We start from the raw sequence: 17,432 nt of genomic DNA on the forward strand, positions 1-17,432 counted from the left end.
AAACACGGGCCGCGCGACCACCCGAGAGGGAGCCGGTCAGCGTACCGGTCTCCGGTAGTGGCCCCCGGGAACCCCGGCATCATGCCGGCCACCCGGGCGCTTCGATCGAAGACCGGCCGTCTGAGCAGCTCCCCGATGTCGTGGGCCCACGACGCGAAGGAGCACCACAGCACATGACCGAGACCAAACTCGGCACCGAATCCCGCACCGCCGTGATCGACAACGGGTCCTTCGGCACCCGCGAGATCACCTTCTCCACCGGTCGGCTGGCTCGCCAGGCCGCCGGTTCCGTCATCGCCCAGCTGGGCGAGACGGTCGTTCTCTCCGCCACGACCGCCGGTAAGCACCCGAAGGAGCAGTTCGACTTCTTCCCGCTGACCGTCGACGTCGAGGAGCGGATGTACGCCGCGGGCCGCATCCCCGGCTCGTTCTTCCGCCGCGAGGGTCGGCCCAGCGAGGACGCGATCCTCACCTGCCGGCTGATCGACCGGCCGTTGCGCCCGTCCTTCGTCAAGGGCCTGCGCAACGAGGTCCAGGTCGTCGAGACCATCCTCGCGCTCGACCCGCAGCACCCGTACGACGTCGTGGCGATCAACGCCGCCTCGATGTCGACCAAGCTCTCCGGCCTGCCGTTCTCCGGCCCGATCGGTGCGACCCGCGTCGCCCACATCGACGGCCAGTGGGTCGCCTTCCCGACCCTGGAGGAGCTGGCTCGCGCCACCTTCGACATGGTCGTGGCCGGCCGCACGCTCGAAGACGGCGACGTCGCGATCATGATGGTCGAGGCCGAGGCCACCCCGAACGCCGTCGCCCTCATCTCGGCCGGCGCCACCGCCCCGACCGAGGAGGTCGTCGCCAGCGGCCTGGAGGCCGCCAAGCCGGCGATCCGTGAGCTGTGCCGCGCGCAGAGCGAGCTGGCCGAGGTCGCCGCCAAGCCGGTCACCGAGTTCCCGGTCTTCCTGGACTACCAGGACGACGTGTACGACGCCGTCTCCGAGCTGGCCCGCGCCGACGTCGCCGAGGCGATCACCATCGCCGGCAAGGCCGACCGCGAGGAGGCCCTGGACCGGGTCAAGGCCCGGGTCGCCGAGGAGTTGGGCGCTCGGTTCGAGGGTCGGGAGAAGGAGCTCAGCGCTGCCTTCCGGTCGCTGACCAAGTCCGAGGTGCGCAACCGCGTGCTGCGTGAGCAGGTCCGCATGGACGGGCGTGGCCCGCGGGACATCCGTTCGCTGACCGCCGAGGTCGGCGTGCTGCCCCGGGTGCACGGTTCGGCGCTGTTCGAGCGGGGCGAGACCCAGATCCTGGGCGTCACGACGCTGAACATGCTCCGCATGGAGCAGATGGTGGACACGCTGTCCCCCGAGAACCGCAAGCGCTACATGCACAACTACAACTTCCCGCCGTACTCGACCGGCGAGACCGGTCGGGTCGGCTCGCCGAAGCGTCGCGAGATCGGCCACGGCGCTCTCGCCGAGCGTGCGCTGATCCCGGTGCTGCCGTCGCGCGAGGAGTTCCCGTACGCCATCCGGCAGGTGTCGGAGGCGCTCGGCTCCAACGGCTCCACCTCGATGGGTTCGGTCTGCGCCTCGACGCTGGGCCTGCTCTCCGCGGGTGTTCCGCTGAAGGCGCCGGTCGCAGGCATCGCGATGGGGCTCATCTCCGACGAGGTGGACGGCAAGACCCAGTACGTGACGCTCACCGACATCCTCGGTGCCGAGGACGCGTTCGGTGACATGGACTTCAAGGTCGCCGGCACCCCGGAGTTCGTCACCGCGCTCCAGCTCGACACCAAGCTCAACGGCATCCCGTCGGATGTGCTGGCCGCCGCGCTCCAGCAGGCGAACGAGGCCCGGCAGATCATCCTCGGCGTCATGAAGGCGGCGATCGAGGCTCCGGCCGAGATGTCGGACTACGCGCCGCGAGTCACCACCGTCAAGATCCCGGTGGACAAGATCGGCATGGTGATCGGCCCGAAGGGGCAGACCATCAACGCGATCCAGGACGAGACCGGCGCCGAGATCTCCATCGAGGACGACGGCACGATCTACGTCGGCGCCACCAACGGGCCGTCGGCCCAGGCGGCCGTCGACCGGATCAACGGGATCGCCAACCCGACGCTGCCGAAGCAGGGCGAGCGGTTCCTCGGCACTGTCGTCAAGACCGCCGCGTTCGGCGCGTTCATCTCGCTCCTGCCGGGTCGTGACGGCCTGCTGCACATCTCCAAGGTGGGCGACGGCAAGCGGGTCGAGCGCGTCGAGGACTTCCTCAACGTCGGCGACCGGGTCGAGGTCGAGATCGCGGACATCGACGCCCGCGGCAAGATCTACCTGGACAAGGTCCGCCCGGAGGGCACCGAGGCTCCGGCCGCCGGTGAGGCCGCCTCCGGTGACCGGCCGGCTGGTCGGGACCGGGGCGACCGGGCTCCGCGTGACCGTGGCGACCGTGAGCGTGGCGGCGACCGTGGCGGGCGTGGCCCGGAGCGCGGCGGCGAGGGCGGCAACGGCAACGGTGGCGGCGGCGAGGGTGGCGAGGGCGGCGAGCGTCCGCGCCGCCGGACCCGGCACAGCTGATCGTCGTACCACGCATCACCCACCCCTCGTCGAACCGGGAGCAAGACGTGAGTCGGGCCATCAGCGCGCCGTTTCCACCGGATCGACGGGGGGTGGCCCCGTCGCGGGACACCGGGGCGGGCCGCTCCGGCGGCACCGCCCGCGCGGTGACCCGGACACTCAGCGACGACCCGCTGGGCGGCACGGTACGACGTACCGTGCTGCCCAGCGGCCTGCGCGTCCTCACCGAGGCGATTCCGGCGATGCGCAGCGTCTCGTTCGGCATCTGGGTGGCGGTCGGCTCGCGTGACGAGACCGGGCCGCAGGCAGGTGCCGCGCACTTCCTCGAGCACCTGCTCTTCAAGGGCACCCACAAGCGCACCGCACTGGAGATCTCCTCGCAGATCGAGGCGGTGGGCGGTGAGACCAACGCCTTCACCACGAAGGAATACACCTGCTACTACGCCCGCGTGCTGGACGAGGACCTGCCGCTGGCGGTCGACGTGATGTGCGACCTGGTCGCCGACTCGCTGTTGGAGCCGGCCGACGTCGAGACCGAGCGCGGCGTGATCCTGGAGGAGATCGCCATGCACGACGACGAGCCGGGTGACGAGGTGCACGACCTCTTCGTCCAGGCCGTCTACGGAGATCACCCGCTCGGTCGGCTGATCTCCGGCACCGCGGAGACCGTCACCCCGATGACCCGGCGGCAGATCCAGAGCTTCTACCGGGGCCGCTACACAGCGCCGCAGATCGTCATCGCCGCCGCCGGCAACCTCGACCACGCCGCAGTGGTCAAGATGGTCCGTCAGGCCGTGCGCGGCACCCCGCTGGACAGCGACCCGGCCAGCCCGGCGCCGCACCGCGCGGCGACCCCTGCGGTACGCACCAAGCCGGCGACCACAGTGGTGGAGCCGAAGGAGACCGAGCAGGCACACGTCATCATCGGCTGCCCCGGCATCGACCGGCTCGATGATCGGCGGTTCGCCCTCGGGGTGCTCAACAACGTGCTCGGCGGCGGCATGTCCAGCCGCCTGTTCCAGGAGATCCGCGAGCAGCGCGGCCTCGCATACTCGGTCTACTCCTACGCCAGCCAGTACGCCGACAGCGGCCTGTTCGCCGTCTACGCCGGCTGCGCGCCGGGCAAGGTGGACGAGGTGTTGGCCCTGACCCGCGCGGAGCTGGCCAGGGTGGCCGCCGACGGGTTGACCGAGGCCGAGGTGGCCCGGGGCAAGGGGATGAGCAAGGGCTCCTTCGTGCTCGGCCTGGAGGACACCGGTTCCCGGATGAGCCGGCTTGCCAAGGGTGAGCTGCTCTACGGCGACCTGATGCCTGTCGACGAGTTGCTCCGCCGGGTCGACGAGGTCACCGTGGAGGACGTGAACGTCCTCGCCGCCGAGGTGCTCAGCCGCCCGATGTCGCTGGCCGTGGTGGGCCCGTTCGGCGCTGGAGACTTCGCGGTCTGAGGTCTGCCGTCCGGCCGGTCGAGGCGTCCCGGTCGGGCGTACCGGCCGGTGGAGCACAGCGGATCCGGCCGGAAGGGCCCGTCCCGATTGGGATAGGTTGTGCCCCGTGACTGACGAGCGGGGAAAGACCCCGGCCCAGCAGCTGCGGGTCGGCGTGTTTGGTGCGCGCGGCCGGATGGGCATCGAGGTCTGCAAGGCGGTAGACGCCGCCGACGATCTCGCCCTGACCGCGGCGATCGACCAGGGCGACGACCGCTCCGCCGTCTCCGGTGCCGAGGTGGTCGTCGACTTCACCACGCCGGACGTCGTCATGGACAACCTCCAGTGGTGCGTCGAGCAGGGCATCAGCGCGGTGGTCGGCACGACCGGCTTCACCGAGCAGCGGCTGGAGCAGGTGCGCGGCTGGCTGACCGACCGGCCCGGGGTGGGCGTGGTCGTCGCTCCGAACTTCGGCATCGGCGCGGTGCTGATGATGCAGTTCGCCGCGCGCGCCGCCCGGCACTTCGAGTCCGTCGAGATCATCGAGCAGCACCACCCGCGCAAGCTGGACGCTCCGAGCGGCACCGCCACCCACACCGCCCGACAGATCGCCCGGGCGCGCGCCGAGGCCGGTCTCGGCCCGGTGCCGGACGCCACCAAGGACGAGGTGCCGGGTGCGCGCGGCGCCGAGATCGACGGGGTACGCGTCCACGCGGTGCGCGCCACCGGCCTGGTCGCCCACCAGGAGGTGCTCTTCGGTGGCACCGGCGAGACGCTGACGATCCGGCACGACTCGTACGACCGGGTGTCGTTCATGCCGGGTGTGCTGCTGGCCGTCCGCGCGGTGCGTGACCGCCCCGGCCTCACCGTCGGCCTGGACGCCCTGCTCGACTGACCGGGCCGCGTCCTTCCGGGGCGAAATCCGGTCGCGGCGCGGGTCCGGCCGCCCCTAGGCTGCCCCGATGATCGATGGTGGACACGTCGACCGGGCCGGGCGGCGAGTCACGCTGCGGCCGGTCGACGACGACAACTGGCGTGCGGTGGCCGACGTTGCCCCGCGCGACGACCAGCGCCGGTTCGTGGCCGCGCTGGGCGCTCGCTACCTGCTGCTCAGCATGCGCTCCGAGGTGTGGAACTCGCTCGCGGTGTACGCCGACGACACAGTCGTCGGCCACGTCATGTGGGGCGTGGACGACGACGAGCTGATCGCCGAACGAACCCCCTGAGCCCGTCCGGCCCGGCCCACGTCATTCACTCGACCGGCACCTTCTCGGTCGGCACGCCCACGTGCAGGCGCACCTGCGGCACCAACATGTCGTCGACGTCCAGCGCGCGCGCCGCGCCGTCGAGCTCCCACCCGGTGCTGGTCAGGAACTTGCGGGTCGCCTCGTCACCATCGAACGCCCAGGCCACCGCCCGACTCATCCCGTCCTCCCGCCACAGGTCGACGGCGGCGGCGAGCAGTCGACTGCCGTGCCCCCGCCGGCCCCACCGCGGCTCCACCAGCAGGTCGGTCACCGCCGCCACGTCCGGGCCGAGCGCGTCGGCCGGCTCGCCCGGGGCCAACGCCTCGCCGTCGGCCGGACCGGAGGCGGCGAACCCCACCAGATACGATTGCTCGGCCTGTTCGACGGCGACCAGCACCCGGTGCGCGCCCGAGGGCGGCTCCAGCACCGCGGCGCTCCACCGCCGGGCGAGGAACGCCTCGTCCAGGTTGTCGAGCACATGCCGAGGCAGGATCCGGCGGTACGCGACCCGCCAGGTCGCGAGCTGGATGCGTGCGATCTCGCCGGCGTCCTCGGGACGCGCCGGGCGGACGTACCCGAGAGCCATGGGACGGAAGCCTACGCAGGGCGAGGGAGACGACGGTGGCGCAGGGTGCCAACAGGACGACCACGCAGGTCGTCGGGGTGGTGGTGCTCGCCGCGGCGGTCACCGGGTTCCTCGCCGTCGCAGCCGTCCGGCACGGTTTCTTCGACCTGAAGGTCTACTACGGCGCGCTGACCTGGTGGGTGCACGACGGCGGGGAGATCTACGACTACCTCAAACCGGGCACCCAGTACGGCTTCACCTACCCGCCGTTCGCCGCGCTGGTGATGCTGCCGATGGCGTACCTGCCGTGGTCGGCCGCGATCGTGGTGAGCGTGCTCGCCAGCGTGGCCACCACCGCGGTGCTGATCTGGTGGCTGGTCGACCCGATAGCCCGGCGCGCCGGCTGGACCCGGTGGTTCGCCCTCGCCGTGGCGCTGTGCCTGGTCGCCGCGTTCGAGCCGATGCGGGAGACGGTCAACTTCGGCCAGGTCAACACGCTGCTGCTCTTCCTGGTGGCGGTGGACCTGCTGCGGTTGCTGCCGGCCGGCAACCGGTGGACCGGGGTGGGCATCGGCCTCGCCACGGCGATCAAGCTGACCCCGGGCGTGTTCATCGTCTACCTGTTGGTGACCGGGCGCTGGCGGGCGGCGCTCACCGCCAGCGGTACGGCCGCCGGGGTGTCGCTGCTGGCCGCCGCGCTCTTCCCGGACGCGTCCCGGGAGTTCTGGACCGAGGCGTTGTGGAACACCGGCCGGGTCGGCGAGTTGGCCTTCGTCTCCAACCAGTCGCTACGCGGGGTGGTCGCCCGGCTCGACCCGGAGCACCCGAGCACCCTGCTGTGGCTGCTGCTGGTGCTCGGCACCCTGGCGCTCTGGGCCTGGCGGTCCCGGGCTGCCGTCGCGGCCGGCGACGAGGCGACCGGCCTGGCGCTGACCGGTGCCGTGATGTGCCTGGTCAGCCCGGTCACCTGGGTGCACCACCTGGTCTGGCTGCTGCCCGCGTTGATCCTGCTGGTCGACAACGCGATGGCCGCGCCGGCCGGCCGCCGACGGCGGTTCCTGCTGGTCGCCGCGACCATCGGGTACGCGCTGCTGATCAGCCGGACCGTCTGGTTCTGGGAGAAGGACTTCACAGGCGTCGACGGCTTCCTGGGCAGCAACGCCTACGTGTGGATCAGTCTGGCGTTGCTGGCCTTCCTGCCGATCCGCCGGTGGCCGACCCCGGACGGGTCAGCGGTCGAGGCGTCCGGCGTACCGCAACTCGACGAGCCCGACCGGCGGGCCCCCGCCGGCCAGCGGCACCTGGTAGGTCGACCGCTCACCGTCCGGTGACAGGCCGGCGCTCTCGCAGAACCGGCGAGCCCGCCGATTGTCCGCCAGCACCCACGCCCGGTACCCGCCCCAGCCCCGCTCGGTGAGCCCGCTCCGGGCGGCGTCCAGCAGCGCGGCCGCGGTCCCGTCACCCCAGCGGGCCGGATCCACGTAGAGCGCCACCACCTCGCCGACCGTCGGGTCCAGGTCGTCCCGGTCCTGGTTGCGGCGGTACGGCCCGAAGGTGGTGAAGCCCACGACCGACCCGTCCACCTCGCCGAGCAGAGTGGTGAACGGGTGCTCCGGATCGGCGGTGCCGACGTCGCGACGACGCTGCGCCCAGGCCACCACGTTGAGCCGCCCGAGCACCTCGTCCGGCATGAAGCCGGTATAGCCCGCCTGCCAGCCGTGCACGTGTACCCGGGCGACCGCCTCGGCGTCGTCCGGCTCCTCCCGACGGATGGTCAGCATTGCACCGTTCTATGCCCCGTTGGTCGTCACGTCCAGCTTCCCGCACCGGCGTCGTACCAATGAATTAAGGTCGCCGACGATGAGCGCACCGGAATCACTCTCGCTCGCCCAGGCCCGCCGCGTGGCGCTGACCGCCCAGGGCTTCGCCGACCCGGCGCCGACGGGCGTGCCCACCCGCCGGCACCTGCGTCGGGTGCTGGGCCGGGTCGGGCTGATCCAGATGGACTCGGTCAACGTGCTGCAACGCGCGCACTACCTGCCGCTCTACAGCCGGCTCGGGCCCTACCCGACCACACTGCTCGACCAGGCCGCCTACCGACGCCCACGCGAGCTGTTCGAATACTGGGGCCACGAGGCGTCGCTGGTGCCGGTGGAGCTGCATCCGATGCTGCGCTGGCGGATGGCCCGCGCGCACAGCGAATCCTGGGGCGGCATGCGACGGATCGCCCAGGAGCAGCCGGAGTTGGTCGCCTGGGTTCGGGACGAGGTGGCCGCCCGAGGCCCGCTGACCGCCGCCGAGATCGAGCACGACGCGCCCCGAGAGACCGGCAACTGGGGGTGGAACTGGTCGGCGGTCAAGCGGGCGTTGGAGTTCCTGTTCTGGGCCGGGGAGGTGACCGCCGCCGAGCGCAGCACCTCCTTCGCCCGCCGCTACGACCTGCCCGAGCGGGTGCTGCCCCCGGCGGTGCTGGCCGCGCCCACCCCGAGCGACGCCGAGGCGTACCGCACGCTGGTGGCCCTCGCCGCGCGCTCGCTCGGGGTGGCCGCCGAGCCGGAGCTGCGCGACTACTTCCGGTTGCCGCTGGCCGGCGCCCGGCAGGCCGTCGCGGAGCTGGCCGAGGCCGGTGAGCTGGTGCCGGTCACCGTGGCGGGCTGGCGACAGCCGGCCTGGCTGCACACGTCCGCCCGGCTGCCCCGCTGGGTGCGGGGCAACACACTGGTCAGCCCCTTCGACCCGCTGATCTGGGAACGTGCCCGCACCGAGCGGCTGTTCGACTTCAGCTACCGGATCGAGATCTACGTCCCGGCGCCACAACGGGTCTACGGCTACTACGTGTTGCCGTTCCTGCAGGGCGACCGGTTCACCGCCCGGGTCGATCTGAAGGCCGATCGCAAGGCCGGGGTGCTGCTGGTACCGGCAGCCTGGCTCGAACCCGGCGCGGACCCGGGGGAGACCGCGGTGGCCCTCGCCGCCGAGCTGTACCGGCTCGCCGGCTGGCTCGGCCTGGACGCGGTCGTACCGCCGACAGTTGGCGACCTGGCCGGTCCACTCAGGGCCGCATTGGCCGGCGTGTCCGGTGTACCGTGAGCGTGTGACGAGCGTTCCCGGACCGGTCAACCAGCCGCAGCCCGCCCCCGGCGCGGTCCACACGGCGCCGCCCGACGGGTTCGGTCCCGGTGGGTTCGATCCCCGCGGTTCCGGTCCCGGCGGCTCGGGTCCGGAGGGTTGGCCGACGACCCCGCCTGGCAGCTACTCGGCGCCTGAGCCGGATCGGCTGACCCGGTTCGTGCTGCGACTCTACGAACGTTCCCCGCGCTGGGCGGTGCCGCTGGCAGCGCTCGGCTGCGTCGGCATCGGCATGAGCTACGCGATGCTCAGCAACCCGACCCACGCCGACCCGGATGCCGCGCCCACCTGTCTGCTCAAGTTGACCACCGGGCTGGACTGCCCGGGCTGTGGCGGCACACGCGCACTCTGGTACGTGCTGCACGGCGACCTGCCGGCCGCCGCCCGGCACCACTTCCTGTTCATCTTCGCGCTGCCGTTCCTCGCGTACCTCTTCGTGGCCTGGGCGGGAAGCCAGGCGTTCGGTTGGCGAATGCCCGAGATGCGGATCAGCTCGAAGGCCATCGGCGGTTTCCTGGCCGCGTGGCTGGCCTTCTCGGTGCTCCGCAACCTGCCGTGGGCGCCGTTCACCTCGCTCTACGTCTGACCTGCCGCGGCTCGATCTGCCGTCGTCGGCCGCGCCGGTGCCCGAAGCGCCGGTGCGCGGATACGGGGCTCGGCCGGGATGCACTGTTCGGGCGTCCTTTGGAGCTGATTCGTTTACGACATCACGGGCCTCCTCCGGTGCCACCACGCATGATCAACTCGGGTATCCAGGAAACCGGTCCATCCACCCGACCCGGATGCCCCGACTTTCAGGAACCCGAGTCGATCACCCTGCTGGGCAGCGGCACACCGCGTCCGCCGCACAGCGGCCGACGCAGCTCGGCCCAACATCGTGCTCGATCCTGGATGTAGTGGCGTCGGACGCGGCGGATGCCACTACATCCCTGGCAACATAATTGCGTTAGCGAGCGGTTGCTGGGTGCAAGGGCGCGGTGAGCCCAGGTCCGCCACTCCAGAAACGCCCCGCCCGCGCCGATCTTGCAGTTTCGGTCGCCGATATGCGCCGAATGCCCTCTTGTGTCGCGACAGTAAACGCAAGATCGCGGAAGAGGGGCACCCCACCCTCGTCGATCATGGAGTTACGGTGCCTGGTTTGGCTCGATTCGGGCACTTTGCCACCCACCACAAGTCCATGATCGACGGAACAGCGCGGGGTTGACGAACAGCCACTCCGCCTAACGCAACGGTGTTGACATCCCTGGTGTTGCGCGATCTTGCGGACGGAAGCGGCTGCCGGATCGCTCGGCTCGTCCGGGTCGCCTGAGCGGCGCTCGGGCCTCGGTCGTCGGCCTTGGCGACCATCTGCCGGGGCTGATGTCGTCAACGATTCAGCTCCAGAGGACGCTGATGGAACTGTCCGTCCCCGGCCTCGACGATGATGCCTGGACCCTGGATCCCGGCGTGGCGCGGACCCGCGTGGCGCGGACCCGCGTGGCGCGGCCGGACCCGCCCGCGCCCGGGCGTCCTCGGCTCCGCAGCTGGCTGAGTGATCGACATTGCACGGGGCGTGCCTGAGTTGGGCCGGGCGGCACCCCACCACTAAAGTCCCAGGAATGCCGGACATGGTGCAGCCCCAGGTCAAGTTGATCGCGTGGACCCAATTCGCGGCCCCGGACGACGTGCCGTGGTCGACCGACGCGGAGGGTGGCCAGGCGCTCGCCGAATTCGCCGGTCGGGCCTGCTACCAGTCGTGGAAGAAGCCGAACCCGGCGACCGCCACCAACGCCGGCTACCTGGCGCACATCCTCGAAGTGGGCCACCTGAGCGTGCTGGAGCACGGGTCGGTCACCTTCTACTTCACCGGGGTGTCCCGTTCCTTCACCCACGAGTTGATCCGGCACCGACACTTCTCGTACTCCCAGCTGTCCCAGCGCTACGTCCCGGAGCGTGACGCGGCCATGGTCGAGCCGGCCGTCATCGCCGACGACCCGGAGCTGCACAAGAAGTTCGTAGAAGCCGCCGAGGCGAGCGTTCGGGCGTACACCGAGTTGCTGGAGGGCCTCGAGCAGCGTTTTTCGGACGAGTCGAACCCGACGCTGCGCCGCAAGCAGGCCCGGCAGGCGGCCCGGGCGGTGCTGCCCAACGCCACCGAGACCCGGATCGTGGTCTCCGGCAACTACCGGGCCTGGCGGCACTTCGTCGCCATGCGGGCCACCGAGCACGCCGACGTGGAGATCCGTGAGCTGGCCGTGGAGTGCCTTCGCCAGCTCCAGGGCGTCGCTCCGAACGTGTTCGCCGACTTCGTGATCTCCACGCTGCCGGACGGCACCGAAGTGGCGGCCAGCCCGCACGAGGCGTCCTGAGCCCTTCCCCGGCGGGCCCCGGCTGGTCGTCCGCTAGGTTGGAGGGTATGACGCACGACCACCTCGACGCCGCGGCCCGACCGGCGTCCCGCCCCTTCGGCCGGCTGCTCACAGCCATGGCGACCCCGTTCGCCCCCGACGGTTCCCTCGATCTCGACGGCGCCGCCCGGCTGGCGAGCCACCTGGTTGACGAGCAGGGCAACGACGCGTTGGTGGTCAACGGCACCACCGGCGAGTCGCCGACCACCACCGACGCGGAGAAGGAACAGCTGATCCGGGCCGTGGTGGAGGCCGTCGGTGACCGCGCCAAGGTGGTCGCGGGCGTCGGCACCAACGACACACGGCACACCATCGAGCTGGCCGCCGCCGCCGAGAAGGCAGGCGCGCACGGCCTGTTGGTGGTCACCCCGTACTACAGCAAGCCGCCGCAGAGCGGCTTGCTGCGACACTTCACCGCGGTGGCCGACGCCACCGGCCTGCCGGTGATGCTGTACGACATTCCGCACCGCTCCGGCGTGCCGATCGACACCGAGACGTTGGTCCGGCTCGCCGAACACGGCCGGATCGTCGCGGTCAAGGACGCCAAGACCGACCTGACCGCCACCAGCTGGGTCACCAGCCGGACCACCCTCGCCTTCTACTGCGGCGAGGACGCCCTCACCCTGCCGGCGCTGGCCGTCGGTTCCGTGGGCGTGGTCGGCACCTCGACGCACTTCACCGGGGCGCTGACCGCACAGATGATCGAGGCGTTCGACGCGGGGGACATGCCGACCGCGCTGGCCCTGCACCGGCGGCTGCTGCCGCTGTTCACCGGCATCTTCCGTACCCAGGGCACCATCCTGGTGAAGGCGGGCCTGGCGTCGCTGGGCCTGCCGGCCGGCCCGGTGCGACCCCCGCTCGTGGACGCCACCGACGACGAGATCGCCCAGCTGCGCGCGGACTTCGCGGCAGCGGGCCTGGAGCTGCCCGAATGAACGAACGACACGATGGACGTCGAGTAACGGCGTCGCAGAATGAGGTGGACGCGTGACCGAGGCGCACATCGAGGCGGAACTACCCCCGCCGCTGCCGGAAGGCGGCCTGCGGATCATCCCGCTCGGCGGGCTCGGCGCCATCGGTCGGAACATGACCGTCTTCGAGTACGACGGCAAGTTGCTGATCGTCGACTGCGGGGTTCTGTTCCCCGACGTCGAGCAGCCGGGTGTGGACCTGATCCTGCCCGACTTCGGCCCGATCCTGGACCGGCTGGCCGACGTCCAGGCGATCGTGCTGACGCACGGTCACGAGGACCACATCGGCGCGGTGCCGTACCTGCTCGCCCACAAGCCCGACATCCCGCTGGTCGGCTCACAGTTCACCCTCGCCCTGGTCGAGGCCAAGTTGGCCGAGCGGCGGATCCAGCCGTACACGCTGACCGTGCGGGAGGGCGGCCGTGAGCGGCTCGGCCCGTTCGAGTGTGAGTTCTTCGCGGTCAACCACTCGATCCCGGACGCCCTCGCGGTGGCCATCCGCACCCCCGCCGGCCTGGTGCTGCACACCGGCGACTTCAAGATGGACCAGCTCCCGCTGGACGGTCGGATCACCGACCTGGCCGGCTTCGCCCGGCTCGGCGCCGAAGGTGTCGACCTGCTGCTGTCCGACTCCACAAACGCGGAGATCCCGGGTTTCGTCACCCCGGAGCGGGAGATCGGGCCGGTGCTCGACTCGATCTTCGCGAAGGCCAAGGGTCGCATCATCGTGGCGTCGTTCGCCTCGCACGTGCACCGCGTGCAGCAGGTCTTCGACTCCGCCGCCGAGCACGGCCGTAAGGTCGCGCTGATCGGCCGGTCCATGGTCCGCAACATGGGCATCGCCCGGGACCTCGGCCTGCTGAACATCCCGGCCGGCCTGGTCATCAGCATCGACGAGGCGACCACTCTGCCGCCGGACGAGATCGTGCTGATGTCCACCGGTTCCCAGGGTGAGCCGATGAGCGCGCTGGGCCGGATGGCCAGCGGCGACCACCGGCACATCACCATCGCCCCCGGCGACACCGTCGTGCTGGCCTCCTCGCTGGTGCCCGGCAACGAGACCTCGGTCTACCGGGTGATCAACCGGCTTGCCCGGGCCGGCGCGGTCGTCGTGCACAAGGACGTCGCGAAGGTGCACGTCTCCGGGCACGCCCCCGCCGGGGAGCTGCTCTACCTGCTCAACGTGGTTCGGCCCAGCAACCTGATGCCCGTGCACGGCGAGTGGCGTCACCTGCGCGCCCACGCCCGGCTCGGCATCGAGTCCGGGGTCGCCGCCGACCGGGTGGTGATCTGCGAGGACGGCGACGTGGTCGACCTGGTCGAGGGCCGCGCCACACTGGTCGGGCACGTGAAGAGCCGGTACGTCTACGTGGACGGCCTCGCCGTGGGTGACGTCAGCGAGTCGCTGCTCACCGAACGGCGGATCCTCGGTGACGGCGGTTTCATCGCCACCACAGTGGTCGTGGACTCGGTCACCGGCAAGGTGGTCGCCGGCCCGACGCTGTCCGCGAAGGGCTTCTCCGAGGACCCGGAGGCGTTCAACCCGGTGGTCCCGCTGGTCACCGAGGCGCTCAACCGGGCCGCGGCGGACGGCATCACCGACCCGCACCAGCTCCAGCAGATCGTCCGGCGGACCGTTGGGCGGTGGGTCAACGACAAGTACCGTCGTCGTCCGATGATCGTGCCCACCGTCGTCGAGGTCTGACCGCACGCGTCACGATGCCCGCCCGCACCTCGTGTGCGGGCGGGCATCGCCGTTCCGAAATGTTCCCCGGGTCAGCCGCGCTGGAGCCGGCGTCGCAGCAGCAGCACCAGTCCGCCGCCGAGGGTCAGCAGTGACACGCCGATCAGGCCGTACGCGAGGGTGCTCGTGCCGGTGCGCGGCAGTTCCGCTGCCGCCGGGGCGGGCGTGGCCGGTGGCGTGGTCGGGTCGGCCGGTGCTGTGGTCGGGCCGGCCGGTGCTGTGGTGGCGACCCCGCCGCCTCCGGATCCGCCGCCGGTCAGGCGGACCGTCACCGAGGTGTCTCGGTTGGTGTACCGGTTGGTGGGCCCGAGCCAGAGCCGAACGCTCGTCGTGCCGCCAGTGGCCGCCACCCGTACGTCGAAGCTGTCCGTGGCGCCGTCCGCGAGGGGGCGACCGCGCAGGATCTCGCAGCCCACACCGTTCGTCCGGCCGCTGTCGGAGCACCCCGGTGCGGTCACCCGCACCCCGTCCGGGGTGGCGACGTTCAACAAGTACCCGCCGATGTCGAACGTGCCGGTGTTCGTGACCCGTACCCGGATGGTCGCGGCACTGTCCACGACCGGGCCTGCGGTGGCCCGTAGTCGCAGCGTCGTGCGGTCCGGCCAGTTGAGCCGGAAGTCGGTGGGTCGGTCGGTGCGGCCGGTGGCGTCCTGCCCGGCGACGGAACCCCACTCGGTCACCCCGAAGACCGGCTGCGCAGCCGATGAGGTCACCGTCAGGCGGTACGTCCGATCGCCCCCGGCGGGCAGTTCCGCGCCGCCGCAGACCCAGCTCCTCGGCGCACCGTCGACGGCCCGGCAGTCGCCGCGTGCGGTCAGGCCGGCATCCTGTGGCAGGCGGAGAACGAAGAAGCCCTTCGCCGCCGTCCCACCCTCGTTGACGACCTTGACCTCCAGCGGACCCGACGGGTGCCACGGGTCACCGCCGAGGAAGACGATGTCGGCCCGGGCCAGAATCGTCGGCGCGGGGTTCCCGGCCGTCGTGCTCGGCGAGACGGTCGGGTTCGCGGCGGCGGCACCGGCAACGGTCGGGGCGGCGAGGGCGGACAGGGCGAGCACGGCGGCACCGAGAATGCCGGACCGGAGCGGGCGGTTCATGACGACTCCCGAGGGGTAGCGGTGGGCTGACGGCGATATCACAGCCGTGCCGTACTCCCGGTTGCGTGCTGTCGGATGTCCTGCAGTCGCGCGGCAACCGCAACCTTTTGCGCCCCTGGCGAATCAGGGCAGCGCGGCGACCGCCTCGGCGTACGCGACGCCGGTGGCGATGGCGGCGTCCATGAGGATCCGCAGCTGCGCCGGGGCGACCCCGTGCGCCAGGTCGGTGGCCATGTCGCCGGCCAGCACCAACTCGTCGCCGAGGTCGTGCGCGTACGCCTTGGGCAGCAGCCGGTCGTGGTTCCACGCGTTGCAGAAGGCGTACACCTCGGCGCGGCGGGCCGCCGGCAGCCGGCGGTTGGCCATGGCGCGGGCGTGCAGCACCTCACCGCGCTCACCGGCCCGCCGGAACTGGATCACCGCCCCCTCCCAGTGGCCGACCACGGCCCCGCCCTCGTCCACCAGGTACCGGTCGCCGCGCCCGTCCAGGATCGCGGTGATCATGCCGAGGGAGAGCGCGGACAACTCGCGCTCACCCAGCTCGTTCTCAGCGTCGGAGCTGCCGGTGTCGGGCTCGTCGGGCCCGTCGTCGGTGGGCAGCGCAACCGGCGCCGCGAGTGGGCGCTCGGCCAACCAGGCGGCCATCCGTCCGGAGTGGTGCCCGGTGCCGTTGCGCGCGTCGAAGCTGCCGGCCAACTCGTTGGCCACCCCGAGCAGCAGCGCCCCGAGCGTGGCGACGTTCAACTCGGTGGCCGTCCGCTCGCCGTACGCCGGGCGGGGCATCGTCCGCCCGCCCAGCCCGGCGTCGGCGGCCAACCCGCAGACCAGTGCCCCGGCGGCGGCGAACTCCATGGCGGCGAGATCGTCGGTCGGCCGGTCCAACCGGGGTAGCTGCTCGGCCAGAATGGTCAGCCCGCGTTCCAGGTGCCCGCCCAGCGCGCAGAACCGCAGGTGCGCGGCGAGGTGGGGGAATGCCGCGCGCTCGCGCCCGTGCCGGCGGTACGCCCGCACGTGGGCCGCCGCCGCCCGCGTCGGCTCGCCGGTGCGGAGTGCGGGCAGCAGGCCGGCGACCAGGTCCCGCTCGGGTTGGTCGGTGCAGGACTGCGGGTCGCCGTCGGATTCCGTGAGCTCGGTGAGCGCGGCGGCCCACTCGCCCCAGCCGGCCAGCAGTTCGGCGCGCCGCGCCGAGGCGCAGCCCGGGCAGCCGCCGGCCGGGCCGGGTCGTTTTCCGGACCACCGCTCGTACCAGTGCCGCGCGGTGGGCTCGTCGCCCAGGTGATCGGCGATCCGGCAGTGCAGCTCCGCGACGGTCGGTGTGTCCGGGCCATCCGCGCCGACCCGGTGGGCCAGGTCGTGCAGCAGGGACCGGGTCTGGTCCAGCCCGACCCGGGGGGTGCCGAGCAGCGCCTCCACCGCGTACCGCTGGTAGCGCAGCAGCAGCCCGGTTTCCGTGTCGGTGAGCAGGTCGGGCCGGTGGTCGGCGGCGGCGCGGCAGCGCCGGACCGGCTCGACCAGGCGCCACCGTTCCCCGTGCAGCAGGTACGCCTCGATCAGTGCGAACCGCGCGTCCATCCCGGACCGGACGTCGCCGGCCGCGTCGGCGCGCTCGGCGAGCCGCTCCAGGGCCACCTGCCGGGCCGGGCCGTCGGGGAGGTCCCGCGCGTCGGCGAGCGCGGTCTCCAGCGCCGGTACGCGCGCGAGGCGGTCACCGGGGCCGGTGGGCGGCGTGCCGGTGCGGCTGCCGGTGAACTCGTCCCGGCCGGTCACGACGGGACCGCCCCGGGCAGTCGACGGACCGCCACGGCCAGCTGGCAGCCGGTGGAGATGCCACAGTCGAGCAGTTGGTCGAGCTGGTGTGGGGTCACGCCGCGTTCCAGGTCGGTGATCACCTCGCCGTACACCCGGGCCCGACCGTCGTCGTCGACGTGCACGAACGCCTTCGGCCAGAGCCGGTCGTGGTTCCAGGAGTTGCAGAACGCGTACAGGTCGGGCACCCGTTCGATGCCGAAGGTCGGATCGACCATGGTGCGGATCTGGAGCAGCTCCCCGTCGCCGCCGACGCGGAGGAACCAGATCATGTTGTCGTCGAAGTGGCCCACCAGCTCGCGGTCCAGGGTCAGGCCGACGGACCGGCCGCGGGCAGCGAGCACCGCGGCGACCAGTTCGCCGGTCAGCGGACGCAGTGCGCCAGGGTGCCCGGCCAGCGGATCGTCCGGATCGCCCTCGATTTCCGGCGACGCCATGGGGCATCCCTTCTGAGGCGGATATCACGACCGGCGGTGGGGTTCGTGTTACGAC

At 71.8% G+C, this 17,432-nt stretch carries 15 protein-coding genes; 10 read left to right on the top strand and 5 right to left on the bottom strand.

The genetic code is table 11. The features are described from left to right. The first annotated feature begins 173 nt into the window (after window positions 1-173). The 4 genes from KBX71_RS00290 (at window position 174) to KBX71_RS00305 (ending at window position 5,220) form a co-directional block, all read left to right on the top strand. Entirely contained in the window at window positions 174-2,570 is a 2,397-nt protein-coding gene (locus KBX71_RS00290; RefSeq protein ID WP_210815815.1) for a polyribonucleotide nucleotidyltransferase, read from the top strand. 47 nt (window positions 2,571-2,617) lie between these two features. Beyond that, window positions 2,618-4,015, top strand: coding sequence for a pitrilysin family protein (locus tag KBX71_RS00295; RefSeq protein WP_210815816.1), 1,398 nt, complete (start codon window positions 2,618-2,620; stop codon window positions 4,013-4,015). Between the two features lie 106 nt (window positions 4,016-4,121). Continuing rightward, window positions 4,122-4,889 carry a 4-hydroxy-tetrahydrodipicolinate reductase gene (gene dapB, locus KBX71_RS00300; protein WP_210815817.1) on the top strand — a complete coding sequence of 256 codons (768 nt, stop codon included), beginning with the start codon at window positions 4,122-4,124 and terminating at the stop codon, window positions 4,887-4,889. Between the two features lie 67 nt (window positions 4,890-4,956). Continuing rightward, the gene (locus tag KBX71_RS00305; RefSeq protein WP_247682699.1) at window positions 4,957-5,220 is read left to right on the top strand and encodes a hypothetical protein; all 264 of its coding nucleotides are present in this window, start codon (window positions 4,957-4,959) and stop codon (window positions 5,218-5,220) included. Window positions 5,221-5,245: 25 nt separating this feature from the next. Here KBX71_RS00305 and KBX71_RS00310 read toward each other — a convergent pair whose 3' ends face one another. Then, window positions 5,246-5,827, bottom strand: coding sequence for a GNAT family N-acetyltransferase (locus tag KBX71_RS00310; RefSeq protein ID WP_210815818.1), 582 nt, complete (start codon window positions 5,825-5,827; stop codon window positions 5,246-5,248). A gap of 35 nt (window positions 5,828-5,862) precedes the next feature. Here KBX71_RS00310 and KBX71_RS00315 point away from each other — a divergent pair, with 35 nt between their 5' ends. Further along, entirely contained in the window at window positions 5,863-7,137 is a 1,275-nt protein-coding gene (locus tag KBX71_RS00315) for a glycosyltransferase 87 family protein (protein ID WP_210815819.1), read from the top strand. On the opposite strand, the gene KBX71_RS00320 is transcribed toward KBX71_RS00315, so the two are convergent. Further along, complete coding sequence (locus KBX71_RS00320; protein WP_210815820.1) at window positions 7,036-7,587, bottom strand: GNAT family N-acetyltransferase; 552 nt, start codon at window positions 7,585-7,587, stop codon at window positions 7,036-7,038. The genes KBX71_RS00315 and KBX71_RS00320 overlap by 102 nt on opposite strands. A 79-nt stretch (window positions 7,588-7,666) precedes the next feature. Here KBX71_RS00320 and KBX71_RS00325 point away from each other — a divergent pair, with 79 nt between their 5' ends. The 5 genes from KBX71_RS00325 (at window position 7,667) to KBX71_RS00345 (ending at window position 13,998) form a co-directional block, all read left to right on the top strand. Further along, the gene (locus KBX71_RS00325) at window positions 7,667-8,896 is read left to right on the top strand and encodes a winged helix-turn-helix domain-containing protein (protein WP_210815822.1); all 1,230 of its coding nucleotides are present in this window, start codon (window positions 7,667-7,669) and stop codon (window positions 8,894-8,896) included. A 4-nt stretch (window positions 8,897-8,900) separates the two neighbouring features. Continuing rightward, window positions 8,901-9,521, top strand: coding sequence for a DUF2752 domain-containing protein (locus KBX71_RS00330; RefSeq protein WP_307846897.1), 621 nt, complete (start codon window positions 8,901-8,903; stop codon window positions 9,519-9,521). Window positions 9,522-10,542: 1,021 nt separating this feature from the next. Beyond that, window positions 10,543-11,283 (top strand): FAD-dependent thymidylate synthase, encoded by a 741-nt coding sequence (thyX, locus tag KBX71_RS00335; RefSeq protein ID WP_210816237.1) that lies wholly within the window; start codon window positions 10,543-10,545, stop codon window positions 11,281-11,283. 47 nt (window positions 11,284-11,330) lie between these two features. Then, a complete protein-coding gene (gene dapA / locus KBX71_RS00340; protein ID WP_196927906.1) occupies window positions 11,331-12,257 on the top strand; it encodes a 4-hydroxy-tetrahydrodipicolinate synthase in 927 nt (308 codons plus the stop codon). Between the two features lie 52 nt (window positions 12,258-12,309). Further along, window positions 12,310-13,998 (top strand): ribonuclease J, encoded by a 1,689-nt coding sequence (locus tag KBX71_RS00345; protein WP_124816796.1) that lies wholly within the window; start codon window positions 12,310-12,312, stop codon window positions 13,996-13,998. A 71-nt stretch (window positions 13,999-14,069) separates the two neighbouring features. On the opposite strand, the gene KBX71_RS00350 is transcribed toward KBX71_RS00345, so the two are convergent. The 3 genes from KBX71_RS00350 to KBX71_RS00360 all read right to left on the bottom strand — a co-directional run bounded on the left by KBX71_RS00350 (window position 14,070) and on the right by KBX71_RS00360 (window position 17,377). Continuing rightward, window positions 14,070-15,134, bottom strand: coding sequence for an LPXTG cell wall anchor domain-containing protein (locus tag KBX71_RS00350; RefSeq protein WP_210815825.1), 1,065 nt, complete (start codon window positions 15,132-15,134; stop codon window positions 14,070-14,072). Window positions 15,135-15,257: 123 nt separating this feature from the next. Next, window positions 15,258-16,817 (bottom strand): YbjN domain-containing protein, encoded by a 1,560-nt coding sequence (locus KBX71_RS00355; RefSeq protein ID WP_247682744.1) that lies wholly within the window; start codon window positions 16,815-16,817, stop codon window positions 15,258-15,260. An 80-nt stretch (window positions 16,818-16,897) separates the two neighbouring features. Then, window positions 16,898-17,377, bottom strand: coding sequence for a YbjN domain-containing protein (locus KBX71_RS00360; RefSeq protein WP_210815829.1), 480 nt, complete (start codon window positions 17,375-17,377; stop codon window positions 16,898-16,900). Window positions 17,378-17,432: the final 55 nt, after the last annotated feature.

Origin of the sequence: Micromonospora sp. D93 (assembly GCF_018070365.1) — a bacterium.
In the GTDB taxonomy this organism is placed as follows: Bacteria; Actinomycetota; Actinomycetes; order Mycobacteriales; family Micromonosporaceae; genus Micromonospora; species Micromonospora ureilytica.